This is a genomic window from Bradyrhizobium sp. TM233, from assembly GCF_036247965.1.
Taxonomy (GTDB): Bacteria; Pseudomonadota; Alphaproteobacteria; order Rhizobiales; family Xanthobacteraceae; genus Bradyrhizobium; species Bradyrhizobium ottawaense.
Map to the genome: position 1 here is coordinate 1 of NZ_BTIG01000030.1, position 23388 is coordinate 23388.

At 66.1% G+C, this 23388-nt stretch carries 22 protein-coding genes and 1 riboswitch; of the genes, 12 read left to right on the forward strand and 10 right to left on the reverse strand.

Features of this window, described 5'->3' with window-relative positions:
- Positions 1 to 732 (forward strand): diaminopimelate decarboxylase family protein (locus AABA86_RS32330; RefSeq protein ID WP_445083499.1); only part of this gene is annotated, 732 nt, incomplete at its 5' end.
- Between the two features lie 54 nt (positions 733 to 786).
- Here AABA86_RS32330 and AABA86_RS32335 read toward each other — a convergent pair.
- Both AABA86_RS32335 and AABA86_RS32340 read right to left on the reverse strand, forming a co-directional pair.
- Entirely contained in the window at positions 787 to 1695 is a 909-nt protein-coding gene (locus AABA86_RS32335) for an NAD(P)-dependent oxidoreductase (protein ID WP_338309654.1), read from the reverse strand.
- Positions 1696 to 1807: 112 nt separating this feature from the next.
- Positions 1808 to 2191: a carboxymuconolactone decarboxylase family protein gene (locus tag AABA86_RS32340; protein WP_018316258.1), complete on the reverse strand. Its 384-nt coding sequence runs from the start codon at positions 2189 to 2191 to the stop codon at positions 1808 to 1810.
- A gap of 167 nt (positions 2192 to 2358) precedes the next feature.
- On the opposite strand from AABA86_RS32340, the gene AABA86_RS32345 reads away from it, so the two are divergent.
- Positions 2359 to 4308 carry a TIGR02302 family protein gene (locus AABA86_RS32345; protein WP_338309655.1) on the forward strand — a complete coding sequence of 650 codons (1950 nt, stop codon included), beginning with the start codon at positions 2359 to 2361 and terminating at the stop codon, positions 4306 to 4308.
- Entirely contained in the window at positions 4296 to 5441 is a 1146-nt protein-coding gene (locus AABA86_RS32350) for a DUF4175 family protein (RefSeq protein ID WP_338309656.1), read from the forward strand. The genes AABA86_RS32345 and AABA86_RS32350 overlap by 13 nt, the downstream gene beginning before the upstream one ends.
- A gap of 234 nt (positions 5442 to 5675) precedes the next feature.
- Here the strand turns inward: AABA86_RS32350 and AABA86_RS32355 are convergent, their stop codons facing one another.
- Positions 5676 to 6050 (reverse strand): response regulator, encoded by a 375-nt coding sequence (locus tag AABA86_RS32355; protein ID WP_212247196.1) that lies wholly within the window; start codon positions 6048 to 6050, stop codon positions 5676 to 5678.
- Positions 6051 to 6097: 47 nt separating this feature from the next.
- The gene (locus tag AABA86_RS32360) at positions 6098 to 6976 is read right to left on the reverse strand and encodes an MJ0042-type zinc finger domain-containing protein (protein WP_212247194.1); all 879 of its coding nucleotides are present in this window, start codon (positions 6974 to 6976) and stop codon (positions 6098 to 6100) included.
- 174 nt (positions 6977 to 7150) lie between these two features.
- Here AABA86_RS32360 and ftsE point away from each other — a divergent pair, with 174 nt between their 5' ends.
- The 4 genes from ftsE to AABA86_RS32380 all read left to right on the forward strand — a co-directional run bounded on the left by ftsE (position 7151) and on the right by AABA86_RS32380 (position 10449).
- Positions 7151 to 7810, forward strand: a complete 660-nt coding sequence (gene ftsE / locus AABA86_RS32365) for a cell division ATP-binding protein FtsE (protein ID WP_020508614.1) — start codon at positions 7151 to 7153, stop codon at positions 7808 to 7810.
- A complete protein-coding gene (locus AABA86_RS32370) occupies positions 7803 to 8771 on the forward strand; it encodes a cell division protein FtsX (RefSeq protein WP_338309657.1) in 969 nt (322 codons plus the stop codon). Before ftsE ends, AABA86_RS32370 begins: the two co-directional genes overlap by 8 nt.
- A 154-nt stretch (positions 8772 to 8925) precedes the next feature.
- A complete protein-coding gene (locus AABA86_RS32375; protein ID WP_212247190.1) occupies positions 8926 to 9630 on the forward strand; it encodes a YdcF family protein in 705 nt (234 codons plus the stop codon).
- Positions 9631 to 9675: 45 nt separating this feature from the next.
- Complete coding sequence (locus AABA86_RS32380; RefSeq protein WP_212247188.1) at positions 9676 to 10449, forward strand: lysophospholipid acyltransferase family protein; 774 nt, start codon at positions 9676 to 9678, stop codon at positions 10447 to 10449.
- A gap of 98 nt (positions 10450 to 10547) precedes the next feature.
- Here AABA86_RS32380 and AABA86_RS32385 read toward each other — a convergent pair whose 3' ends face one another.
- Entirely contained in the window at positions 10548 to 11156 is a 609-nt protein-coding gene (locus AABA86_RS32385; protein ID WP_338309658.1) for a gamma-glutamylcyclotransferase, read from the reverse strand.
- A 110-nt stretch (positions 11157 to 11266) separates the two neighbouring features.
- On the opposite strand from AABA86_RS32385, the gene AABA86_RS32390 reads away from it, so the two are divergent.
- A complete protein-coding gene (locus AABA86_RS32390) occupies positions 11267 to 12451 on the forward strand; it encodes a DUF2125 domain-containing protein (protein ID WP_338309659.1) in 1185 nt (394 codons plus the stop codon).
- A 117-nt stretch (positions 12452 to 12568) separates the two neighbouring features.
- Here the strand turns inward: AABA86_RS32390 and AABA86_RS32395 are convergent, their stop codons facing one another.
- The 3 genes from AABA86_RS32395 to AABA86_RS32405 are packed head-to-tail and all read right to left on the reverse strand — an operon-like array spanning position 12569 to position 15483.
- Complete coding sequence (locus tag AABA86_RS32395) at positions 12569 to 13504, reverse strand: prephenate/arogenate dehydrogenase family protein (protein WP_338309660.1); 936 nt, start codon at positions 13502 to 13504, stop codon at positions 12569 to 12571.
- Positions 13501 to 14598 (reverse strand): histidinol-phosphate transaminase, encoded by a 1098-nt coding sequence (hisC, locus tag AABA86_RS32400; RefSeq protein WP_212247180.1) that lies wholly within the window; start codon positions 14596 to 14598, stop codon positions 13501 to 13503. The genes AABA86_RS32395 and hisC overlap by 4 nt, the downstream gene beginning before the upstream one ends.
- 36 nt (positions 14599 to 14634) lie before the next feature.
- Positions 14635 to 15483 carry a chorismate mutase gene (locus tag AABA86_RS32405; RefSeq protein WP_338309661.1) on the reverse strand — a complete coding sequence of 283 codons (849 nt, stop codon included), beginning with the start codon at positions 15481 to 15483 and terminating at the stop codon, positions 14635 to 14637.
- A gap of 156 nt (positions 15484 to 15639) precedes the next feature.
- Positions 15640 to 15719: riboswitch (SAM riboswitch) on the forward strand.
- Positions 15720 to 15808: 89 nt separating this feature from the next.
- Here AABA86_RS32405 and metX point away from each other — a divergent pair.
- Together metX and metW are read left to right on the forward strand one after the other, a co-directional pair.
- On the forward strand, positions 15809 to 17005 hold the full coding sequence (gene metX, locus AABA86_RS32410) for a homoserine O-acetyltransferase MetX (RefSeq protein WP_338309662.1): 1197 nt from the start codon (positions 15809 to 15811) through the stop codon (positions 17003 to 17005).
- Between the two features lies 1 nt (position 17006).
- Complete coding sequence (metW, locus tag AABA86_RS32415; RefSeq protein ID WP_212247176.1) at positions 17007 to 17669, forward strand: methionine biosynthesis protein MetW; 663 nt, start codon at positions 17007 to 17009, stop codon at positions 17667 to 17669.
- Positions 17670 to 17783: 114 nt separating this feature from the next.
- On the opposite strand, the gene AABA86_RS32420 is transcribed toward metW, so the two are convergent.
- Positions 17784 to 18647 (reverse strand): alpha/beta fold hydrolase, encoded by an 864-nt coding sequence (locus AABA86_RS32420; protein ID WP_338309663.1) that lies wholly within the window; start codon positions 18645 to 18647, stop codon positions 17784 to 17786.
- A 217-nt stretch (positions 18648 to 18864) separates the two neighbouring features.
- Here AABA86_RS32420 and AABA86_RS32425 point away from each other — a divergent pair, with 217 nt between their 5' ends.
- Positions 18865 to 19539 (forward strand): TIGR02594 family protein, encoded by a 675-nt coding sequence (locus AABA86_RS32425; RefSeq protein WP_338309664.1) that lies wholly within the window; start codon positions 18865 to 18867, stop codon positions 19537 to 19539.
- A 128-nt stretch (positions 19540 to 19667) separates the two neighbouring features.
- Here AABA86_RS32425 and AABA86_RS32430 read toward each other — a convergent pair whose 3' ends face one another.
- Positions 19668 to 20456, reverse strand: coding sequence for an MOSC domain-containing protein (locus AABA86_RS32430; RefSeq protein ID WP_338309665.1), 789 nt, complete (start codon positions 20454 to 20456; stop codon positions 19668 to 19670).
- A 239-nt stretch (positions 20457 to 20695) separates the two neighbouring features.
- On the opposite strand from AABA86_RS32430, the gene clpB reads away from it, so the two are divergent.
- Positions 20696 to 23335, forward strand: a complete 2640-nt coding sequence (clpB, locus tag AABA86_RS32435) for an ATP-dependent chaperone ClpB (RefSeq protein ID WP_212247172.1) — start codon at positions 20696 to 20698, stop codon at positions 23333 to 23335.
- Positions 23336 to 23388 lie beyond the last annotated feature (53 nt).

Genomic DNA, 23388 nt, shown 5'->3' on the forward strand with positions numbered 1-23388 from the left:
CGCGAGGTCTATGCCCGCGCCGCCAAGCTGCCGGGCATCGAGGTGACCGGCACCGACGTGCACATCGGCAGCCAGATCACCGACCTCTCCAAGATGGAGACCGCGTTCCGCATCCTCTCCGAATTCGTGCAGACGCTGCGCTCCGACGGCCACAATATCAGCCACGTCGATTTCGGCGGCGGCCTCGGCATTCCCTATTACATGGACCGCGAGGCGCCGCCGGCGCCTGATGCCTATGCTGCCATGGTCAAGCGCGTCAGCCACAATCTCGGCTGCACGCTGATGTTCGAGCCGGGCCGCATGATCGTCGGCAATGCCGGCATCCTGGTCGCCAGGGTGATCTATGTGAAGCACGGCGACGGCAAGAACTTCGTCATCATCGACGCCGCCATGAACGACCTGATCCGCCCGACGCTGTACGAGGCGCATCACGACATCCTGCCGGTGACGCAAGCCCCCAAGGGCGCTCCCACCATCATGGCCGACGTCGTCGGCCCGGTCTGCGAGACCGGCGACTATCTCGCGCTCGACCGCACGTTGCCGACGCCCGCGCCCGGCGATCTCATCGCCATCATGACATCAGGTGCCTACGGCGCGGTGCAGGCCGGCACCTACAACACGCGCCCGCTGGTGCCGGAGGTGCTGGTGAAGGACGATCAATACGCCGTGGTCCGCCCGCGCATCGAGGTCGAGCAGCTCATCGCGATGGACACGCCGGCGCCGTGGCTGTGAGTGTGTGAGGGGCGCGCTTCGCTTGTCCGGGACGACGAGCGGAGATTGGGATCGCTACTTCCCCGTCACGCCACCCTTCGCTCCACCCACCACAACGCCCGCCTTCTTCTCGATCGGCTTGATCGCCGCGGTGAAATCCGAGTCTGCGCCTTCTGCGCTGATCACGGTCTCCCACAATCGCCCGACCGCCTCGGCGACCTCCATCGACAGGCCGAGCTGCTTCATCTCCTCCAGCGCCAGCCGCACGTCCTTCACCATCAGCCCCGTGGCGAAGCCGAAATCGAAGCTGCGCGGCAGCACCGATCGCGGAAACTTGTCGCGGCTCGCGGTGTTCATGCCGGAGCCGGCGTTGATGACGTCGATCATCACGGCCGGATCGAGCCCGGCCTTCACGCCCATCACCACCGCTTCCGAGGTCGCCACGATCGCGGTGGCCGACAGGAAATTGTTGGCGAGCTTCATGGTCTGCGCCGCGCCGGGCTTCTCGCCGATGAAGAACACTTTTCCGATCACGTCGAGGGCGGGCTTGAGCAGATCGAACTCCGCCTTCGGCCCGGAGACCATCACCGCCAGCGTGCCCTTCTCGGCGCCGCCGACGCCGCCGGAGACCGGGCAGTCGATCTGCACGATGTTGCGCTTGGCCAGCAGGCCGTGAATCTTCACGGCCATTGCCGAGCCGACGGTGGAGAGATCGACGAAGCGTTTTGCGCGGCTGCCCTCGATCACGCCGTTCGCTCCCGTTGCAACCTCGAGCGAAGCCTGCAGCGAGGGCAGGCTCGCCATGACAGTCTCGACCTGATCGGCGACGTCCTTTGGCGATGTCGCCGCCGTCGCGCCGAGCGCTGTGAGCTTGCCCGTGACCTCCTTGCGCGTGTCGAACACGACGAGCTTGTGTCCCGCCTCGATCAGCCGCCGCGCCATCGGGAAACCCATGTTTCCGAGCCCGATGAATCCGATGTCCATGGTGTTTCCTTCTTTTTTCGTTGTCGTTTTGAAATACGGGCACTCCAGCCTCGATGTCGTCCCGGATCTGCGCTTCGCTTGTCCGGGACGACAGCGGAGATTGGCGCTGCCCTCACGCCTTGCCGTCGATCTCCGCAAACACCTCGCGCGCGATACGGAAGCTGTCGACGGCGGCGGGCATGCCGCCATAGATCGCGACCTGCATCAGGATCTCGCGGATCTCCTCGCGGCTGACGCCGTTGGTCAGCGCGCCCTTCAGATGCGCGCGAAACTCGTGCTGGCGGTTGAGGATCGCGATCATGGCGATGTTGAGCATGCTGCGGGTCTTGCGCGGCAGCTCCTCGCGGCCCCACACCGTGCCCCAGCAATATTCGTTCAGCATCTCCTGGAACGGTCGGTTGAAATCGTCGACGTTCTTCAGGGCGTTGTTGACATAGGCCTCGCCCAGCACCGCTTTACGGACTTCCAGGCCCTTGTCGTGCATCTTCTTGTCCATGGCGTTTCCTCTCGTCTCCCTCGGATGGCGGCGCGGAAATTACGGGGTTGCAGCGGGCCAGTCACGTCCTCGTGTTATGCGGGAAAAGGGGTGTCTCCCGTACCGGAACGGATGCCTCAGTGCTGCCGTTGTGATAGGCTTCTCTACCGGGCAACCTGGAGAGTTGATTGAACGGCGTCACCCCCGAGCCGTCAGACCCGATCCGCAACAGCGATGCTCTGTCGCGGCTGAAGCTGGCGCAGGCCCTCGATCGGGCCATTTATGCCATCGCGTGGGAGCGTGCCTGGCCGAATTTGGCGCGGCTTCTGACCGTCGTCGGCCTGTTCCTGGTGGTGTCCTGGGCCGGCCTCTGGCTGGCGCTGCCGTTCGTTGCCCGTGCCATCGGTCTCGTCGTTTTCGCCGGCATCGCGATTGCCGTCCTGTTTCCCTTGATTCGCTTCCGCTGGCCGAGCCGCGAGGAGGCGCTTAGCCGGCTCGATCGTGGCTCCGGCATCCGTCACCGCCCGGCCACGACGCTGACCGACACGCTGTCCTCGCAGGACCCGATCGCGCAGGCGCTGTGGCAGGCGCAGCGCGAGCGTACGCTGGCCTCGCTCAAGCGCATCCGCGCCGGCCTGCCGCATCCGCGGCTGGCGCTGCATGATCCCTGGGCGCTGCGCGCGCTGGTGATGGTGATGCTGGTTGCGACCTTCTTCGCCGCCGGCGACGAGCGCGCGATGCGGCTCGGGGCCGCCTTCGACTGGAACGGCGTGCTGGCGCCGGCCAATGTTCGCGTCGATGCCTGGGTCACTCCGCCGCTTTACACCGGCAAGCCGCCGGTCATCCTGTCGGCCGCCAACAAGGAGGCCGCGGCGCTGCCGGCCTCCGGCCCGCTTGCCGTTCCCGCAGGCTCGACCCTGATCGTGCGCTCCTCAGGCGGCAGTCTGGATGTCGTCGTCTCCGGCGGCCTCAAGGAGGTCGCCCCCGCGGAGGCCGCGCCCAAGGGCACCAACGAGAAGCACTTCACCATCGCCGCCGACGGCACCGCGCATGTCCGCGCGCCCTCCGGCCAGCCGCAATGGGCGTTCGCGGCAACGCCAGACCGCGCGCCGACGATCGCGCTCGCCAAGGATCCCGAGCGCCAGGCGCGCGGCGGGCTCCAGCTCTCCTACAAGATCGAGGACGATTACGGCGTCACCGGCGCGGACGCCCAGATTGCCCTGCGCCCCGCCGACGCCAAAGATGCCGTCAAGGATGGCAGCAAGGATTCCGAGGGCAAGGCCGCGGCGCGGCCGCTGTTCCAGCCACCGCAATTCCCGCTCGTGCTGCCGAACGCGCGCACCCGCAACGGCGTCGGCCAGACCGTGAAGGACCTCAGCGAGGACCCCTATGCCGGAGCCGACGTCACGCTGACGTTGACTGCCAAGGACGAGGCCGGCAACGAGGCCAGGAGCGAACCCTTCAACATGCGCCTGCCCGAGCGTCTGTTCACCAACTCGCTCGCGCGCGCGCTGATCGAGCAGCGCCGCATCCTCGCGCTCGACGCCAACAGGAATTCCGACGTCTACACCGCGCTCGACGCGCTGATGATCGCACCCGAATTGTTCACGCCGGATGCCGGCTGCTATCTCGGCCTCCGGAGTCTGGCGACCCAGCTCGAGGCTGCCCGCACCGACGATGCGCTGCGCAACGTGGTGGCGAGCATGTGGGCCTTCGCGACGACCATCGAGGACGACGGCGTTGCCGGCAGCGTCAACGCCGCGCTACGCTCGGCGCAGGATGCGCTCAAGGCCGCGCTGGACCGCGGCGCCAGCGAGGACGAGCTCAGGGTGCTGACGCAGAAGCTGCGTGAGGCCATGGCCGGCAAGGTGCGCGATCTCGCCCGCCGCGCCGAGCAGAATCCGCTCGGCGCCCGCCAGCCGTTCCCCGCGGAGGTCCAGCTCATCCTCGACAAGGCCGTCGAGCTGCGACAGAAAACCCAGCATGCGACGCCCGAGCAGCTCGCCGAGCTGGCGCAGCAGCAGGACGTCTTGCGCGAGCAGCTTCAGGCCTATCGCAAGTCGGCGAACAGCCGTGCCAACAAGGCGGGAGACGACAAGACCAACCAGTTTACGCGGGACCGGAAATGCGGAAGCTAGCACGCGTGCCAGTCTTGAAGGCGATGTCGATCGCCTGCCTCGCCTTCCTGTTGGGAGGCGTCTCGCCGGCCGCTGCCCAGCTGGATCAGGATCCCGACGCGCTGCTCGACAGTGCCGAAAAGGCCATGCAGGAGTCTGGCGACAGCCTCAGGCAGAAGGAGTCCGGCAAGAGCCTGAGCAACCAGTCCGACGCCATCCAGAAGCTCGAGGAGTACAAGCGGGCGACGGAACGGAGCCAATCCTCCAGCCGTGATCGCAACGTCATCACGCAACGGGATCTGGATGACCTCCTGCGGCAGATCGAGAAGGCGGCGCGCGAGGGCAATAAAGAGGCGGCCCAGCGCATGCTCGAGCAGCTCGCGCAGATCATGGAAAACCTCCAGATGGCGCAGCCCGGACAATCCGGTGAGAGCGAGATGGAGCAGGCGCTCAACGAGCTCAGCGACATGATCCGCAAGCAGCAGCAATTGCGCGACAAGACTTTCAAGCAGGGCCAGGATTCCCGGCGTGACCGCTCGCGCGGCAAGCCGCAGGGCGACCAGTCGATGTCGGACCTGCAGCAGGATCAGCAGTCGCTGCGCGACCGCCTGAAGAAGCTGCAGGACGAGCTCGCCAAGCGCGGCCTCGCGCAGAAGGGACAAAAGGGTCAGAAAGGGCAGCAGGGCCAGAAGGGCCAGCAGGGCGACCCGGGCCAGAGCGGCGATCAGGACGGGGATCAGGGTGATGACGACGGCAGCCTAGACACTGCCGACGGTGCCATGGGCGATGCCGGCTCGAAGCTCGGCGATGGCAATGCCGATGGCGCCGTGGATTCGCAGGGCAAGGCTCTCGATGCGATGCGCAAGGGCGCGCAGAAGATGGCCGAGGCGATGCAGCAGGGCGATGGCGACGGGCAGGGCGATGGTCCCGGCAATCGGGCCGGCCGTCAGCAGAGCGGCGGCAATCAGACCGATCCGCTCGGCCGCCCGCTTCACGGCCGCGATCTCAGCGACGATTACACCGTCAAGATCCCCGGCGAGATCGACGCCCAGCGTGTCCGCCGCATCCTCGAAGAGCTCCGCCGCCGCCTCGGCGACAGCTCGCGTCCCCAGATCGAGCTCGATTACATCGAGCGGCTGCTGAAGGATTTTTGAGGCGAAGGCGCCACAAGCTCACTGTCATCGCCCGGCTTGCCGCCTTCGCTGAAGCTTCGGCGTGCCAGCGCCGTGTGGGCCTCGGCGTAGCCTTGGCGGAGCCGGGACCGGGCGATCCAGTATTCCAGAGGCTGGCGTTGATGAGCACGCTCTCACTACATCCGCCGCGGCGTACTGGATGCCCCGGTCAAGCCGGGGCATGACGGCGGTATGTGTGGTTAAGGTCGCCCGCCACTACCCCTTCTTCGCCGCGAGCGCGTCCGCCACCGCGGTGCGGATATCCGCGACCGAGAACGGTTTCGTCACGACGTCGTGCACCAGCGCATTGAGGTTCGAGGCGCGCTCGCGCTGGTCGGCAAAGCCTGTCATCAGCAAGATGGTCAGATCGGGAAAATCGCGCGCGGCGGAGAGCGCCAGCGCGATGCCGTCCATGATAGGCATCTGGATGTCGGTGAGCAGCAGGTCGAAGGCGCCGTCCTCGCGGGCCAGGATCTCCAGCGCTTCGGCGCCGTCCTGCGCGGTGACCGTTTCGTGCCCGTCCATGGCGATGGCGCGCGCCACCAGCTGGCGCATCGAATCCTCGTCATCGGCGATCAAGATCTTCGGCATGGGACTAACTCTCGGACCAACCTCCCGTGCGGCGCCGGGCGACGCGATTATACGCTGCCGCCGGCAATGTCGCGCCGGTTGAAGAAGCGAACGTCGATATTGCGGCCTTCCGGCGGCGGCGAGGCGAGGCGGGAGCGGAAGAAGGCGCGCTCGCCGGGCCGCAGCACGGTCTGCTCCAGCACCGTATTCCAGGCGTAGATCTCCGCGCCTTGCCCGTCGCGCACGGCAAAGCGCAGCCGCGGAATGTCGAGCGGCTTCTTGCCCTCGCCGACGATCACACCCTCGATCACCAGCACCTGCTTACCGTCCACGGTCTCGCTCGAAAGCTTCACGTCCTTGAAGGCCAGGCCCCGCAGGTTCACCTCGAGCCCGACCATCTTGTAGAAAGTGGCGGTCTGCGGCAGCAGCCGCACCATGTCGCCGCGCCAGATCACCAGCGCCAGCACCAGCGCGCCCATGGCGGCGCAGGCGGTCGGCAGGCCGAAATGGGATTTTCGCGGTGCCGCGGTGGCGACCGGACGGCTGACCCGCGCGCCGCGGCGGGGGAATAGACCGCGGAACCAGGACTGGTGCTGCCCGCCGACGACCTCCTCCTCGGCCTCCCGGGCCGCCGCGGACCACTCGTCTTCGGTTTCCTTGGCCTCTTCGTCGGGCCAGTCGCTGGCAATCGAGGGGCTGTCGACGACGGGCGCATCAGTGGCGCCGTCGTCCTTGGCATAGGAGTTCCACTGCTCGGCGAGATCGGTCTGGTCGTCGGCCTGGCTGGCCGCGGCCATGGCGGGGACGGATGCCTCCTCGATGGCATCCTCGGCATGGGCGATCCAGGTCTCCTTGCAGCGGGAACAACGGACCGCCCGTCCGTTCGCCCCAAGGCTCGCGAGCTTGATGGCGTAGGATGTCATACAATGAGGGCAGACGATATGCATGGACGAGCCTTGGACGATGACCGCGTCGGGGAGAACAGCGCGGCAAGGATGCTACGATGTATGCTACAGGGCGACCGTTAACGAACCGGAAACCATAACGGCGGCAAAACCCGTTGGTCGCGTATGGCGGAGCGCAGCAGTGCGACCCGCGCCCCCTCTCGAACGGAGCTGAGCTTGGTTCGGTTCGAAAATGTCGGATTGCGTTACGGTCTGGGGCCGGAGATCCTGCGCGACCTCAGCTTCCAGATCCCGGCGCATTCGTTCCAGTTTCTCACCGGCCCCTCCGGTGCCGGCAAGACCTCGCTGCTGCGCCTGTTGTTCCTGTCGCACCGGCCGACGCGGGGGCTGGTCAATCTGTTCGGCCACGACATCTCGCGTCTCGGCAAGGACGAGATCGCCGATTTGCGCAAGCGCATCGGCATCGTGCTCCAGGATTTCCGCCTGCTCGATCACATGACGACCTATGAGAACGTCGCGCTGCCGTTCCGCGTCATGGGCCGCAGCGAGTCGAGCTACCGCAAGGAGGTGATCGACCTCTTGCGCTGGGTCGGGCTCGGCGACCGCATGGACGCGCTGCCGCCGATCCTGTCGGGCGGCGAGAAGCAGCGCGCGGCAATCGCGCGCGCCGTCATCTCGCGGCCGCAGCTGCTGCTCGCGGACGAGCCGACCGGCAGCGTCGACCCGACGCTGGGACGTCGCCTGCTGCGGCTCTTCATCGAGCTCAACAAATCAGGCACCGCCGTCATCATCGCGACCCACGACATCGGCCTGATGGACCAGTATGAGGCCCGGCGGCTGGTGCTGCACCAGGGACGGTTGCACGTCTATGAGTAGGACCGACGAGCGCGGCGTGTTGGTCGACCTCGGGCAGGAGCGTCCGCAGCTTCCGGCCAACGCGCGCAACATGTCGCCGATCGTACCGCGCGCCTCGATCCAGGGCCGCGCGCTGGTCGCCGTCGTCGCCATCATGACCTTCCTGGCGTCGATGACCACGGGCACGGTGCTATTGGTGAGCGCCTCCGCCGCGGAATGGCAGTCGGAGGTCGCGAGCGAAATCACCATCCAGGTTCGCCCGCAGGCCGGCCGCGATCTCGAACGCGACACCGCAGCTGTGACGGAGGCGATGCGTGCGCAAGCCGGCGTCGTCGAGGTCAAGCCGTTCACCCGGGAGGAGAGCGGCAAGCTGCTCGAGCCCTGGCTCGGCACCGGGCTGTCGATGGACGATCTGCCGGTGCCGCGCATGATCATCGCGCGCGTGCGACCCGGCACGCCGCTCGATCTCGGCGCCTTGCGCGCGCGCGTGACCCAGGTCGCGCCAAGTGCCAGCGTCGACGATCACCGCGCCTGGATCGAGCGGATGCGCTCGATGACCAACGCCACCGTGCTCGCCGGCCTCGGCATCCTCGCGCTGGTCATCATCGCCACCATCATCTCGGTGTCGTTCGCGACCCGCGGCGCCATGGCGGCGAACCGTCCGATCGTCGAGGTGCTGCATTTCGTCGGCGCCGGCGACCGCTACATCGCCAATCACTTCCTGCGACATTTCCTGAGGCTCGGCCTCGAGGGCGGCGTGATCGGCGGCGGCGCCGCCATGCTGGTGTTCGGCTTCTCCGAGTCGATCGCCGGCTGGTTTTCCGGTACCCCCGTCGGCGACCAGTTCGCCGCGCTGCTCGGCACTTTCTCGCTGCGGCCGTCCGGATACATCGTGCTCGCGGTGCAGGCCGTGCTGATCGGCGCCATCACCGCGGTGGCCTCGCGCCAGACCTTGTTTGCGACGTTGAATGACGTGGATTGAGATTTCTTCGCCTCTCTCCGCTTGCGGGGCGAGGGAGCGCCCTACCGACGCGAATAGAGTTGCATCTTGTAGCGTTGATAAGCCCCACAAACCGGACTCCACTTCGCCTCAAAACGTCATAAAATCATCTCCGGGAAGGGATCACCGACACCACATGACCTCGCCGACCGACGATCGATCGCCGAACCTGCCGCGCGGCTGGCTGCGCGCGGCATTGGTGTCGACGATTGCGTTCGCCTTCGTCGGCGCGGCGGCGGGCTTCATCGCGTTCCTGTCGCAATTGCGCGGCGCCGAGATCGCCCCAAGCCGCAAGGCAGACGGCATCGTGGTCCTGACCGGTGGCTCCTCGCGGGTGTCCGACGCGATGGAGCTGCTCGCTGCCGGTTACGGCAGGCGGCTCCTGATCTCCGGCGTGCACCCGACATCCACGGCGAGCGACATCTCCCGGACGTTGCCGGAGAACCAGTCCTTCATGACCTGTTGTGTCGATCTCGACCGCACTGCGCTCTCGACCCGCGGCAATGCGGCGGAGGCGCGGCGCTGGGCCGACGGCCGCCGGTTCAAGTCGCTGATCGTGGTCACCTCGAACTATCACATGCCGCGCGCGCTGGTGGAATTCTCGCATGCCATGCCGCAAACGACGTTGATCCCGTTCGCGGTGGTCGGCGACAAATGGCGCGAGGAGCCGTGGTGGACCTCGGCGTCCACCCTGCGGCTGCTGCTGTCCGAATATGTCAAGTACATCGCGGCCGAGCTGAGGGTGCGGCTGGAGGATTTCGGGATTGACCTTTTGCCCGAGATGTCGGAGCAGCCTGCAGGTCAGCTGCCAAAGCGGCCCGCCACCGCCCAAGCCAATTAACAGCCAATTGACCGGCAATGGATCGGCAAAATAATCGGATCGTCGATGTTCCTGATTTTCCTGCGCTCGCTCGTGTTCAACGTGCTGTTCTACGCCGTGCTGGTCTGCCTCGCGATCGTGGCGCTGCCGACCTTCGCATTGCCGCCGCGTGCCATGTTGACGGTTGCGCAATGGTGGGCCAAGGCGACGCTGGTCCTGATGCGCGTGGTCTGCAACATCAAGGTCGAATTCCGCGGTGTCGAGAACATTCCGCAGGGACCCCTGGTGATCGTGGCAAAGCATCAGTCGTTCTGGGAAACGTTCGTGCTGCCCGGATTCTTCAATCGTCCGATCTTCATCCTCAAGCGTCAGCTCATGCAGATCCCGGTGTTCGGCCAGTTTCTGGTCAAGACCGGGATGATCGCGATCGACCGCAAGGCCGGCGTGAAGGCGCTCTTGGACATGACGCGGCGGGCGCGCGAGGCGGTGCGCTCGGGCCGGCAGCTCGTCATCTTTCCGGAAGGCACGCGCCGCGCGCCGGGCGCGCCGCCCGACTACAAGACCGGCTTTGCGCAGATCTATTCGTCCTGCGGCGTGCCGTGCCTGCCGATCGCGCTCAACTCCGGCCTGTTCTGGCCCCGCCGCACCTTCATGCGCTATCCCGGCACGCTCGTGGTGGAATTCCTCGATCCGTTGCCGTCAGGCCTGCCGAAGGATGAGTTTCTCTCCCGTGTGCAAACGGCCATCGAAGAGGCAACCAGCCGTCTCGTCGAAGCCGGCCGCAAGGAGCAGGAGCAATTGATCGGCGCCTCGCCGAGTTACGCCCCGTCGGAGAGCTAAAGCGCGATGCGATGAGGATGAATCGTCATCGCGCTTTAGGATTGTTGTTTAAGCATGATTTTTTCGGAAAACCGCTGCGCACTTTTCCGGATCATGCTTTAGCGGCCGTCTCGATCGTCGGGAGCCGGCGCGTGCAGGGAATGCGCCTCGCCATGCAGCATGGTCGCAAGCTGATGCAATTGCATATCGCGAAAACCTTCGGCCTCGATCGCCTTCACCGTCGCGGTGACGTAGTCGCGATTGGCGCCGGACTGGCCGTGGCCCTGAACGACATGGCGGTGCTGCTCGGCGAGCGAGAGGCGGCCGGCATATTGCACATGGCCGCGGTCGACGACATAGGCGAGCGCGGAGACGCGCTGGCGCGCATCGTTCTCCAGCCACACCGAGCGCATCACCTCGCGATAGACCGAGGTGACCTGCTCGCGCGCCCGCAAATACGCGACGACCTCGGTGCGGTTCTTTTCAGCGACACGGAAGGCGATGCCGCGGCAGGCGCCGCCGCGGTCGAGCCCGAGCACCAGGCCCGGCTTCTCCGGCGTGCCGCGATGGACGAAGGAATAGACGCAGAGCGCGCGGTGCTCGCCGACCAGCCGCGCCGGGACGCGCTCCTCGAAGTCGAAGCCCGGCCGCCACATCAGCGAACCATAGCCGAACACCCAGAGGTCGCCCGTGGCTGTCGTGACGGAGGGGAGGGTGATTTCGGACATTTCGGGCACGGCTACCAGAACCGCGCCCCCAAGCGAAGCGAATTCTCCGCCTTTCGTCGGGGGCTTGCCTCGCTTACATTTGCCAAAATCTGGGGCCAAAGGGTCGCCGCATGTCCAATATGACCGTTGCCGCAGGCCGCCGCTCCCGTTGGGGCCTTTTCATCGCCCCCGTCCTCGTCCTGATCCTCGCCGTCGCCTGGAGCTGCTTCTGGTTCTATGCCGCTTCGCAGGCCGAAGTGGCCGCCGACGCCTGGCGGGCGCAGGAGGCCAAGTCCGGCCGCATCTATGATTGCGCCAAGCGCTCGATCGCCGGCTTCCCGTTCCGCTTCGAGGTCCAGTGCTCCGGCGCCAGTGTCGCCCTGGTCTCGCAGAATGCGAGCAGGACGCCGTTCACGGCCAAGCTCGACAACATCCTGGTCGTCGCCCAGGTCTACGATCCCAAGCTCGTCATCGCCGAATTCTCGGCGCCCGCGACGCTGACCGACGGCGTCACGCAAAACACCTTCGTGGTGAACTGGAGCAAGGGCCGCAGCAGCGTGGTCGGCCTGCCGGCGGTGCCGGATCGTGCCTCCATCGTGTTCGACGATCCCAACATCAATCGGCTCGACGGCAGCATGCAGGTGCCGCTCGCGCGCGCCAAGCAGGTCGAGCTGCACGGGCGCCTCGCGGACGGATCGCCGGCCGTTCATCCCGTGATCGAGACCGTGCTCCATGTCGCGCAGGGCAGCATCCAGGGCGTTCATCCCTTGCTCGCAGAGCCGTTCGAGGCGGACACGCGCGCCAAGATCACCGGCCTCTCCGACCTCACGCCAAAGCCCTGGCCGCAGCGTTTTCGCGAAATCCAGGCCGCCGGCGGTCATATCGAGATCGTGCAGTCGCGGATCCAGCAGGGCGAGATGATCGCGGTTGCGGCCGGCACGCTTGGCCTCTCCGTCAATGGGCGCCTGGATGGTGAATTGCAGATGACCGTCACGGGCCTCGAGCGCGTGATCCCGGCGCTCGGCATCGAGAAGATGCTGGAGGAGGGCGTGCCGCAGGCCACGCTCGACCGCGTCGCGCCCGGCGTGAAGTCGCAGGACCTCAACAATCTGTTCGGCGCGCTCGATCGCGCCGTTCCCGGCCTCGGCAAGGTGATCAAGCAGAACGCCAATGCCGGCGTTGCCGCCGGCATCAACTCGATCGGCACCGAGAGCACGCTGGAAGGCAAGAAGGCGAGAAGCTTCCCGCTGAAATTCGTCGACGGCGCCGTGCTGCTCGGCCCGGTCAAGGTCGGCCAGATCCCGCCGCTGTATTAAGCGCTTCCGTAGCCCGGATGGAGCGCAGCGCAATCCGGGGTTCTTGATCACAGCTGGCACGTCCCGGATTACGCTTGGGCTCCATCCGGGCTACGCAGCTTTGTCTGGGCTACAGGCTCACGGCTGCTTCAGCGCCCCATGCTGACGGCCGAAATCCGCGGCCGCCGAATCCTGGCCGATCTCGACGATGCCGCGGCGGATGGCGCGGGTGCGCGTGAAATGGTCGAACAGCGCCTCGCCGTCGCCGCGGCGAATGGCGCGAGTGAGCTTTGCGAGATCCTCGGTGAAGGTGCCGAGCATCTCCAGCACGGCCTCCTTGTTGGCGAGGAAGACGTCGCGCCACATCGTCGGGTCGGAGGCCGCGATGCGGGTGAAATCGCGGAACCCACCGGCGGAGAACTTGATCACTTCGGACTCCGTCACCTGCGCCAGCTCGTCGGCGGTGCCGACGATGGTGTAGGCGATCAGATGCGGCAGATGGCTGGTGATCGCGAGCACGAGATCGTGATGATCCGGCGTCATCACCTCGACCTTGGCGCCCATCGCCGCCCAGAAGGCGCGCAGGCGATCGGTGGCGGCGGCATCGACACCTTCCGGCGGGGTGAGGATGCACCAGCGGTTGATGAAGAGCTCGGCGAAGCCGGAATCAGGTCCCGAATGCTCGGTGCCCGCCACCGGATGCGCCGGCACGAAATGAACCGACTTCGGCAGATGCGGCGCCATGTCCCTGACGATGGCGCCCTTGACCGAGCCGACGTCGGAGATGATTGCGCCGGGCTTCAGATGCGCGGCGATCTCCTGCGCGACCTCGCCGCAGGCGCCGACGGGAATGCAGAGGATGACGAGATCAGCATCCTTCACCGCCTCCGCATTGGTCGCCACGACCTGGTCGACGATACCGAGCTCCATGACCCGCGCGCGGGTCTTCTCCGAGCGCGCGGTGGTGACGATCTCGCCCGCCAGGCCCTGGAGCTTCGCAGCGCGCGCGATCGAGCCGCCGATCAGGCCGAAGCCGATCAGCGCGACGCGCTGGAAGTGCGGATTCGCGCTCATCTGCCGGCCATGAAGTCGCGCAGGCCGTCGACGACGAGGCGGTTGGCCTCCTCGGTGCCGATGGTCATGCGCAGCGAATGCGGCAGGCCGTAGTTCTTCAGCGCGCGCAGCACGAGGCCGCGTTTGGTGAGGAAGGCGTCGGCGTCATCGGCGGTCTTGCCCTTGTCGGTCGGGAAGTGGATCAGCACGAAATTGGCGACGCTCGGCGTCACCTTCAGGCCGAGCTTGCCGATCTCCTCGGTCAGCCAGTTGCGCCAGGTCTCGGTGAACTGCTTCGACATCGCCTGGTGCGCGGTGTCCTCGATCGCGGCGACCGCGGCATACATCGCCGGCGTCGACACGTTGAACGGACCGCGGATGCGGTTGACCGCGTCGATGATGTGCTCGGGGCCGAACATCCAGCCGATGCGCAGCGCGGCGAGGCCGTGGATCTTGGAGAAGGTGTGAGTCACCACCGTGTTCTCGGTGGTGGCGACCAGCTCGATCCCCATCTCGTAGTCGTTGCGCGAGACGTAGTCGCAATAGGCGGCATCGAGCACCAGGAGCACGTGCGACGGCAGGCCGGCGCGCAGGCGCTTGACCTCGTCGAACGGCACATAGGTGCCGGTCGGATTGTTGGGATTGGCGAGCCACACCAGCTTTGTCTTCGGCGTCACCGCCTTGAGGATGGCGTCGACGTCGCAGGTGAGGTTGGTCTCCTGCGCGACGACGTTCTTGGCGCCCACCGCCATGGTCGCGATCGGATAGACCAGGAAGCCGTGCGTGGTGGAGATCGCCTCGTCACCGTGGCTGAGATAGGTGTGGGCGAGCAGATTGAGGATCTCGTCCGAGCCGGCGCCGCAGATGATGCGGTTGGGGTCGAGCCCGAAGTGGCGGCCGATCGCCTCGCGCAGCACGCGCGAGGTTCCTTCCGGATAGTCTTCCAGGTGATCCGCCACGTGCTTGAAGGCTTCGATTGCCTTGGGCGAGGGCCCGAACGGCGTTTCGTTGGCCGACAGCTTGAACACCTTGCGGCCCGGCTCGGCGACCGGGCTCTTGCCGGGCGTGTAGGGCGCAATATCGAGGATGCCGGGATTCGGCACGGGGCGGGACATCTTGAACTCCGAAAATGGCGGGGCGCGGCGCGTGGTTTACGATTTCGCCCCGGTCGGGGGCACCGTATAGCGCGTTGCGTGGCTGCCGACGAGAGCCGTGGAGCGTACCGAGGCCCCCGCCTCGATCAGGGCAGCCCTGATTTTGTCGATGCTGGTCGCGCTCGTGACCGAGACCAGCAGCGCTGCGCCGTCGAAGGCGGTATCGGGCACCGCCACGATCTCGGCGAGCGGCGACAGGGCGCGCGCGACCTCGGCGTTCCAGCCGGACACGCGCACGCTGAAGGTCTCGACCTCCGTCACCAGGGCGCTGTCGGCGACGCGCGAGATCGCGAACACCGGCAGTGCCGCCGGATGATCGGCGCGCTCGACGAAGGGCATCCGCGCGATGATTTTCGGCGCACCGGTCTCCTCCAGCGAGAGCCACCAGGGTGTGCGGCTGGACGTTGCCGAGACCAGCGCCAGATCGCCCTTGGACCTCGCCACCGCCTCGACCGCGGCCTGCGCGCTGAAATGCGCGACGTAAGGCACGGTGAAGCCGAAATGGAAGCGTGCGGAATCGCGCATCGCCGGCTCGCTCACCGAGATGTCTGCATGCACGGAGAACGGCGCCTGGACATAGGTGAAGGTCGAGATGATGACGCGCCAGATGCTTTCGACCGTGTCGAGCGGCAGGATGCCGCGATGGCGCTGCACGATCTCGCGCATCATGGCGGCCTCGCGCGCCGGGCGGAACGCCGAGCCGACCTCCTGGGTCTGCTTTACCTGGATCAGACGGTCGATAATGTCGCCGCGCTGCATCAACAGGCGATGCATGCCCTCGTCGATCGCGTCGATCTCCTTGCGCAATTCCTGGAGCGATGGTGGCGCGGGCGGACGTTGGGACATGTCTGGCTGTCGATCGTTCCGATGGGGATGCCCTGATTAGGCAGTCGGGGCGGCGAAAGCAAAGAGAAATGACGCTGCTTTCCGCCGACGGCGCAGCAGGCGAATTGGGCCGATCCGGGCCGCGACTTGACGAAAACCGCCCAAGACGGTAGCTTTTGCCCGTTCCGTGGTCATTTGAGCCGGCCGGCTTGCAGCCACGTTAAAAAACTCGCTAAACAGGCCGGGGACGCTTCTGATCCCGGCCGAACCTATCGTTCAGGCCGGGTTTTTCATGGCCTGATGTCACTGCGGTCTCAAGTCTGATCGCAAAGAGGTCGATGGTCAGATGGTTGGCGTCCAGTCAATTCCGAGTCCTGCGATCAGTGCCGACGAACGGTCGCACGAGGTGGATCATCCAAGCTCGCAGGTCGCGCATTTCGGCGCCGAGCAGCCGCTGCGGCTGGATTGCGGCATCGATCTCACCCCGTTCCAGATCGCCTACCAGACCTATGGCGAGCTCAACGCCGATCGCTCCAACGCGGTGCTGATCTGCCATGCGCTGACCGGCGACCAGCATGTCGCCAATGTGCATCCCGTCACCGGCAAGCCCGGCTGGTGGGAGACGCTGGTCGGCCCCGGCCGACCCATAGATCCCAAGCACTACTTCATCATTTGCTCCAACGTGATCGGCGGCTGCATGGGCTCGACCGGGCCGGCCTCGATCAATCCTTCCACCGGCAAGGTCTGGGGTCTCGATTTCCCCGTCATCACCATCCCCGACATGGTGCGTGCGCAGGCGATGCTGGTCGACCGGCTCGGCGTCGACACGCTGTTTGCGGTCGTCGGTGGCTCGATGGGCGGCATGCAGGTGCTGCAATGGACCGCCGCCTATCCGGGCCGCGTGTTCTCCGCGCTGGCGATTGCCTGCGCGACGCGGCACTCGGCGCAGAACATCGCCTTCCACGAGCTCGGCCGCCAGGCCGTGATGGCCGATCCCGACTGGCACGGCGGCGGCTATGCCGATCACGGCATCCATCCGCATCGCGGGCTCGCGGTGGCGCGGATGGCGGCGCACATCACCTACCTCTCCGATGCCGCGCTGCATCGCAAGTTCGGCCGGCGCATGCAGGACCGCGAGCTGCCGACCTTCTCGTTCGACGCCGACTTCCAGGTCGAGTCCTATCTGCGCTACCAGGGCTCGTCCTTCGTCGAGCGCTTCGACGCCAATTCCTATCTCTATCTGACGCGCGCGATGGACTATTTCGACATCGCCGCCGACCATGGCGGCGTGCTCGCAAGGGCGTTCGCGGAAATTGCGACCCGCTTCTGCGTGGTCTCCTTCACCAGCGACTGGCTGTTCCCGACCTCGGAATCGCGCGCGCTGGTGCACGCGCTGAATGCGTCGAGCGCACGGGTGTCGTTCGCCGAGATCGAGACCGATCGCGGCCACGACGCCTTCCTGCTCGACGTTCCCGAATTCTTCGACATTTCCCGCGCCTTCCTGCAATCGGCGGGCAAGGCGCGGGGACTGAAGGATGGCTAGCATGTCTGTGCAGGAAGTATTGCCGCTGGGCGGCCTTGCGACCGGATCGTCCGGCCAGTTTCGCGCCGATCATCTGCTGGTCGCCGACATGGTCAAGCCGGGCTCGAAAGTGCTCGACGTCGGCTGCGGCGAGGGCGACCTGCTTCAGCTGCTGGAGACCCGCGGCATCGACGGCCGCGGCATCGAGCTGTCGCGCGAGGGTGTCAATCGCTGCGTCGCCAAGGGCCTTGCGGTGGTGCAGGGCGATGCCGACACTGACCTCGTCAATTATCCGGATGACGCCTTCGACTACGTGATCCTGTCGCAGACGCTGCAGGCGACGCGGCAGCCGCGCGTGGTGCTGGAGAATCTGCTGCGCATCGGCCGCCGCGCCATCGTCTCGTTCCCGAATTTCGGCTTCTGGAAGATGCGGCTCCAGCTCCTGATCGGCGGCCACATGCCGCGCACCGAGAATTTGCCGGCGACCTGGTACGACACCGCCAACATCCATTTCTGCACCATCAAGGATTTCGTGCAGCTCTGCGACGAGATCAACGTCAAGATGGAGCGCTCGGTCGCGCTCGACCTCTACGGCCGCCCGGTGCCGTTGAATCTGCCCTGGTGGGTGTGGAACATGTTCGGCGAGCAGGCGGTGTTCTTGCTCAGTCGCGGCGGGGGGAAGTGACGCCGTAGGCGTCATTCCGGGGCGCGCGTAGCGCGAGCCCGGAATCCATCGTGCAACAACGCCGCAGCCCGATGGATTCCGGGCCTGCGCCTTCGGCGCATCCCGGAATGACAGCTAGTGTAGAGCCAGCGATCGCGGATCGCGCGCCGGCCATCGTCCCGCTTCCACCAGCGTCACGAACCGCGCCACCGTCTCGTTGAACAGCGCGGGCTCTTCGAGATTGAGCACGTGGCCGGACTTCGGAAACATCGCCAGCCCCGCCGTGGGCAGATGCTGCTTCAGGAACAGGCTCGGCCCGACGCACGGATCGTCCTCGTCGCCGCAGATGATCAGTGCCGGCGTCGATGCGCGCTTGATCGCATCCGTCATCGTGTAGATCGAGGGGCGGCCTCCTTGAAAGCCGCGCATCGTGCGCGCCGATCCCTTGGCGTCATGCCGTGCCAGCGCGGCGTAGAAATCGGCGTGGCCGCGCGGGTCCTTCACCAAGAAGGGAATCCGGCTCGGCGCCTCGCGCGTGACTTTCGCGACCTCGGCAGAGCCCAGCGTCTCGAATTGCTCGGCATTGGCGCGGCATTGCTTGCGCCAATTGTCGAGGTTCTCGATCTCCGAGCCCGAGCCGACGCCGGCCAGCGTCATCGACAGCGCGCGCTGCGGCGCGTTCAATCCGATCTGCAGCGAGGAATAAGCGCCCATCGACAGGCCGACCAGATGGGCGCGCTCGATTCCGAGATGATCGAGCACGGCGAGCGCGTCGGTGTAGAAATGCGTGTAGGTGTAGACCTCGCCCTCAGGCACGTCCGACGGCGTGTAGCCGCGCGCCGAATAGGTGATGCAACGGTGGCCGCGCGAGAAGTAGCGCATCTGCGGCTCCCAATTGGTGTGGTCGGCCGCGAACTCGTGCAGAAAAATGATTGGCGTTCCCCGGCCCGCTTCTTCGAAATAGATGCGGACGTCGTCCCTGGTCGTGGCGTGGGGCATTAACCGTTTCCCTCTCTTAAAGCCGCCTTTGCAGGATTGCAGTTAATGCTGTTGTCGGCAATGCGGCAGCCTCAATCCAGTATCGGCGCAAAATCATCGCAGCTATTCGCAGGCAGCCCGCGTCTTTTTCTCGCCACATCGGGCGGCTTAACGGCCAGACCGATGTCGGCCGTTGCACGGGCCGATTGGGAAGTGGGGTGTCAACGAAGGATGAAGAATGTTTGAGTTGTTTGCGTCTCGCCTGTCGCGTTGTGTTGTCGCGCTGGCGATTTTGTTCGCGGCGGTTGCCGCATTGGTTTCTCCGGCCTCAGCGCGGCCGCATCATCGTCATAGCGCAGAGCGGCACGCTTACGTGCACCACGCCAGGCATCATCATTACCGCCACCATGCCCGCAGCTCGCGCTTCGAGCGCAGCGCGGCGCAATTGCAGGCGGGCGGATTCGCGGACACCCAGGCGAGCTATGATCCGAACGCCAACAGCGGCGGCATGGCCCATGCCGCTATGGCTAACACCGCAATGGCCAATAGCGGCGGCTTCGGCGGCGGATCGAGCCTGGTGTCCGAGGCGCGCCGCTATGTCGGCGGCAACCCGACCGGGCGCGGCAGCCTGTGGTGCGCGCGCTTCATGAACATGGTGCTGGAGCACACCGGCCATAAGAGTTCGGGCTCCGACATGGCGAGTTCGTTCGCGCGTTACGGCACCCGTGTCTCCGGTCCGCAGGTCGGCGCCATCGCGGTGATGTCGCGCGGCCGCCGCGGCGGTCATGTCGGCATCATCACCGGCGTCGACGCGCAGGGCAATCCGATCATGATCTCCGGCAACAACGGCAATCGCGTTCGCGAAGCGCCGGTCTCGCGCGGCCGGATCTATGCCTATGTGATGCCGAATTGAGGTGAGGCGCGTCGGGTGGGTTAGCTAGCGGTCGCGCGAAGCGCGGTCCGCTGGCGTAACCCACCTCTTCTGTTTCTGCGGTGACAGACAGGGTGGGTTACGCCTTCGGCTAACCCACCCTACGAAGCTCACACCAGCTTCGGCTCTTCCACCGCAACCGCATCGCCGACGCCGATCTCGCCACCTTCGATCACCTCGGCATAGATGCCGCAGTCCATGTGGCCGAGGTTGCGCGAGAGTGTCGGCGGTATCTCGAGATCGCGCTTGGCCCTCACCGGGTCGACATTGGTGGCCGGGCAGCGGACGATGCGCTTGACCACCTTCAGCCGGACCTGCCCGATCGCGAGCGTCTGGCCGACGAGATCGAGCTCCGACCAGGCCGGCCAGCCCTTCACATAGAGATTGGCGCGGAAACGCAGCGGATGCACGGCAGCGCCGCCCAGCATGGTCTCGATGGCGCGGACGCTGCCGAGATTGATGATGGAGACCACCTTGCGGGCGACGTCGGAGAAGCTGTGGTCGCGGCCTGACAGGACCTTTGGCGGCCCCTTCAGCTCCGGCTGAAAATGCTCGGTGAAATAGCGCTCGATGGCCGCGCGCCCGGCCGCGGTCTCGAGATCGCCGCTGGCGACGGTCTGGCCGTCCCTGCGGATGGTCAGGACATTCGTGGCGTCGTCGAACCGGCTGTCGAGCTCGGCAAGCCGCTCATTGCGCGCGAGCATCAGAAACTGGATTTTCGGCTTCCACTCGGGTCGCTCGGGATCAAAGCCGCTCGGGCCGTTCTCGATGGCGTAGCGGCGGTCGGCGGGCAGGGTCTGGCCCGTCCGCAAGGGGGCGCGGCGCAGGGACTCCGGCGTCAGGCCCTTGATCGGGTAGCGGTAAAGGCCGGCGATTTCGGCAGTGTGGCTGACTGTCATGCCGTTACTTAAGGGATTCGAGCCGGCCCCGCCAAGCCGGCGGGCCAGCGCACGAAATTGTGAACTGGCCTCTTTCGCATCTGCAACCTGCTTCCCACATCTGCCTCAGGCCGGCGGCAACGTCGGCAAAACACGACCGTTACCGGTTGAGAAACGTCAATGCGGTAATCGGAAACCCAATGAAGATGCCGTTTGGAGTGCCTTAGAGGGCTCCAGGGGCAGGCCGAGGGACAGAAAAGATGAATATCGACAAATATACCGAACGCTCCAGGGGCTTCGTCCAGTCAGCGCAGTCGCTTGCGGTGCGCGAGGGACATCAGCAGTTTTCCACCCTGCACGTGCTCAAGGTCCTCCTGGACGACAATGAGGGGCTGGCTGCCGGTCTGATCGACCGCGCCGGCGGCAATTCCCGTGCAATTCTGAAGGCGACCGAGGATGCCCTTGGCAAGGTGCCGAAGGTCAGTGGCGGTGGCGCCGGGCAGATCTATCTGGCGCCCGAGCTCGCCCGTACTTTTGATGCCGCCGAAAAGGCCGGCGAGAAGGCCGGCGACAGCTTCGTCACCGTCGAGCGGCTGCTGCTCGGCCTGACGCTGGAGAAGACCAGCGAGGCCGGCACCATCCTGGCCAAGGGCGGTGTCACCCCGCAAAACCTCAATGCGGCGATCGAGGCCCTGCGCAAGGGCCGCACCGCAGACTCGGCCACCGCCGAGAACGCGTACGATGCGCTGAAGAAATACGCCCGCGACCTCACCCAGGCGGCGCGCGACGGCAAGCTCGATCCGGTCATCGGCCGCGACGAGGAGATCCGCCGCACCATCCAGGTGCTGTCGCGCCGGACCAAGAACAATCCCGTCCTGATCGGCGAGCCCGGCGTCGGCAAGACCGCCATCGCCGAAGGCCTCGCGCTGCGCATCGTCAACGGCGACGTGCCGGAGAGCCTGAAGGACAAGAAGCTGCTGTCGCTCGACCTCGGCGCGCTGATCGCGGGTGCAAAATACCGCGGTGAGTTCGAGGAGCGGCTGAAGGCCGTGCTCCAGGAAGTGACCGGGAGCGAGGGCACTTTCGTCCTGTTCATCGACGAGATGCACACGCTGATCGGCGCCGGCAAGGGCGACGGCGCGATGGACGCCTCCAACCTGCTCAAGCCCGCGCTCGCCCGCGGCGAGCTGCACTGCATCGGCGCGACCACGCTCGACGAATACCAGAAGCATGTCGAAAAGGACGCCGCGCTGGCGCGGCGCTTCCAGCCGATCTTCGTCAGCGAGCCCTCGGTCGAGGACACCATCTCGATCCTGCGCGGCCTCAAGGACAAGTACGAGCAGCACCATGGCGTGCGGATCACGGATTCCGCGCTTGTCGCGGCGACGACGCTGTCCAACCGTTACATCACCGACCGCTTCCTGCCCGACAAGGCGATCGACCTGATGGACGAGGCCGCGGCGCGGCTGAAGATGCAGGTCGATTCCAAGCCGGAAGAGCTGGATTCGCTCGACCGCGAGATCATCCGGCTCAAGATCGAGCAGGAAGCTCTGAAGAAGGAAAGCGACCCCGGCTCCAAGTCCCGTCTCGAGGCGCTCCAGAAGGAGCTGGCCGAACTCGAGGAAAAATCTGCGGCGCTGACGGCGCGCTGGAGTGCGGAGAAGAACAAGCTCTCCAACGCCCAGAAGCTGAAGTCGGAGCTGGACGCTCTGCGCGTCGATCTCGCCGACGCCCAGCGTCGCGGGGAATTCCAGAAGGCCGGCGAGCTGGCCTATGGCCGGATCCCGCAGCTCGAGAAGCAGCTTGCGGATATCGAGGCGCGTGAAGGCTCCGGCGAGATGATGGAGGAGGCGGTCACCGCCAACCACATCGCGCAGGTGGTCTCGCGCTGGACCGGCGTGCCCGTCGACAAGATGCTGGAGGGCGAGAAGGAAAAGCTCCTGAAGATGGAGGAGCAGCTCGGCACCCGCGTCGTCGGCCAGGCCGAGGCCGTGCGTGCGGTCGCAACCGCCGTGCGCCGCTCGCGCGCGGGCCTGCAGGACCCGAACCGCCCCACGGGCTCGTTCATGTTCTTAGGCCCCACCGGCGTCGGCAAGACCGAGCTGACCAAGGCGCTCGCGGAGTACCTGTTCAACGACGAGACCGCGATGGTCCGCCTCGACATGTCCGAATACATGGAGAAGCACTCGGTCTCGCGGCTGATCGGCGCGCCTCCGGGCTATGTCGGCTATGACGAGGGCGGCGCGCTCACCGAAGCGGTGCGGCGCCGGCCCTACCAGGTGGTGCTGTTCGACGAGATCGAGAAGGCGCATCCCGACGTCTTCAACGTCCTGTTGCAGGTGCTCGACGACGGCCGCCTGACCGACGGCCAGGGCCGCACTGTCGACTTCCGCAACACGCTGATCATCATGACCTCGAACCTCGGTTCGGAATTCCTGGTGAACCAGCCGGAGGGCGAGGACACCTCCGCCGTGCGCGAGCAGGTGATGGGAATGGTGCGCGGGCATTTCCGCCCCGAATTCCTCAACCGCGTCGACGAGATCATCCTGTTCCACCGCCTGCAGCGGAGCGAGATGGGCCGGATCGTCGAGATCCAGTTCGCGCGGCTGCAGAAGCTCTTGACCGACCGCAAGATCGTGCTGACGCTCGACGCTGCCGGCCGCGACTGGCTCGCCGCCAAGGGCTGGGACCCCGCCTACGGCGCAAGGCCGCTCAAGCGCGTGATCCAGCGTCACGTCCAGGACCCGCTCGCCGAGATGATCCTGGCCGGCGACGTCAGGGACGGCGACAGTGTCGCGATCTCGTCCGAAGGCAACGTGCTGACCTTCAACGGCAAGGCACCGCAGACCGCCGAGATCACCCAGTTCGAGGCGCCGGCGGCGAAGCGGAAGCTGAACTGAGCGCGGGCGCTCGAAGCCTGAAACGATAAGCCGCCCCGGAGAGGCCAGCCTCT

What these genes read in the sequence shown, in the direction of transcription:
- AABA86_RS32390 (WP_338309659.1), top strand. Translation starts at nt 11,267, where the DNA reads ATGTCCAATATGACCGTTGCCGCAGGCCGCCGCTCCCGTTGGGGCCTT.
- AABA86_RS32350 (WP_338309656.1), top strand. Translation starts at nt 4,296, where the DNA reads ATGCGGAAGCTAGCACGCGTGCCAGTCTTGAAGGCGATGTCGATCGCC.
- AABA86_RS32395 (WP_338309660.1), bottom strand. Translation starts at nt 13,504, where the DNA reads ATGAGCGCGAATCCGCACTTCCAGCGCGTCGCGCTGATCGGCTTCGGC.
- clpB (WP_212247172.1), top strand. Translation starts at nt 20,696, where the DNA reads ATGAATATCGACAAATATACCGAACGCTCCAGGGGCTTCGTCCAGTCA.
- AABA86_RS32335 (WP_338309654.1), bottom strand. Translation starts at nt 1,695, where the DNA reads ATGGACATCGGATTCATCGGGCTCGGAAACATGGGTTTCCCGATGGCG.
- metX (WP_338309662.1), top strand. Translation starts at nt 15,809, where the DNA reads ATGGTTGGCGTCCAGTCAATTCCGAGTCCTGCGATCAGTGCCGACGAA.
- AABA86_RS32360 (WP_212247194.1), bottom strand. Translation starts at nt 6,976, where the DNA reads ATGCATATCGTCTGCCCTCATTGTATGACATCCTACGCCATCAAGCTC.
- AABA86_RS32380 (WP_212247188.1), top strand. Translation starts at nt 9,676, where the DNA reads ATGTTCCTGATTTTCCTGCGCTCGCTCGTGTTCAACGTGCTGTTCTAC.
- metW (WP_212247176.1), top strand. Translation starts at nt 17,007, where the DNA reads ATGTCTGTGCAGGAAGTATTGCCGCTGGGCGGCCTTGCGACCGGATCG.
- hisC (WP_212247180.1), bottom strand. Translation starts at nt 14,598, where the DNA reads ATGTCCCGCCCCGTGCCGAATCCCGGCATCCTCGATATTGCGCCCTAC.
- AABA86_RS32430 (WP_338309665.1), bottom strand. Translation starts at nt 20,456, where the DNA reads ATGACAGTCAGCCACACTGCCGAAATCGCCGGCCTTTACCGCTACCCG.
- AABA86_RS32355 (WP_212247196.1), bottom strand. Translation starts at nt 6,050, where the DNA reads ATGCCGAAGATCTTGATCGCCGATGACGAGGATTCGATGCGCCAGCTG.
- AABA86_RS32425 (WP_338309664.1), top strand. Translation starts at nt 18,865, where the DNA reads ATGTTTGAGTTGTTTGCGTCTCGCCTGTCGCGTTGTGTTGTCGCGCTG.
- AABA86_RS32340 (WP_018316258.1), bottom strand. Translation starts at nt 2,191, where the DNA reads ATGGACAAGAAGATGCACGACAAGGGCCTGGAAGTCCGTAAAGCGGTG.
- AABA86_RS32385 (WP_338309658.1), bottom strand. Translation starts at nt 11,156, where the DNA reads ATGTCCGAAATCACCCTCCCCTCCGTCACGACAGCCACGGGCGACCTC.
- AABA86_RS32370 (WP_338309657.1), top strand. Translation starts at nt 7,803, where the DNA reads ATGAGTAGGACCGACGAGCGCGGCGTGTTGGTCGACCTCGGGCAGGAG.
- AABA86_RS32405 (WP_338309661.1), bottom strand. Translation starts at nt 15,483, where the DNA reads ATGTCCCAACGTCCGCCCGCGCCACCATCGCTCCAGGAATTGCGCAAG.
- AABA86_RS32420 (WP_338309663.1), bottom strand. Translation starts at nt 18,647, where the DNA reads ATGCCCCACGCCACGACCAGGGACGACGTCCGCATCTATTTCGAAGAA.
- AABA86_RS32375 (WP_212247190.1), top strand. Translation starts at nt 8,926, where the DNA reads ATGACCTCGCCGACCGACGATCGATCGCCGAACCTGCCGCGCGGCTGG.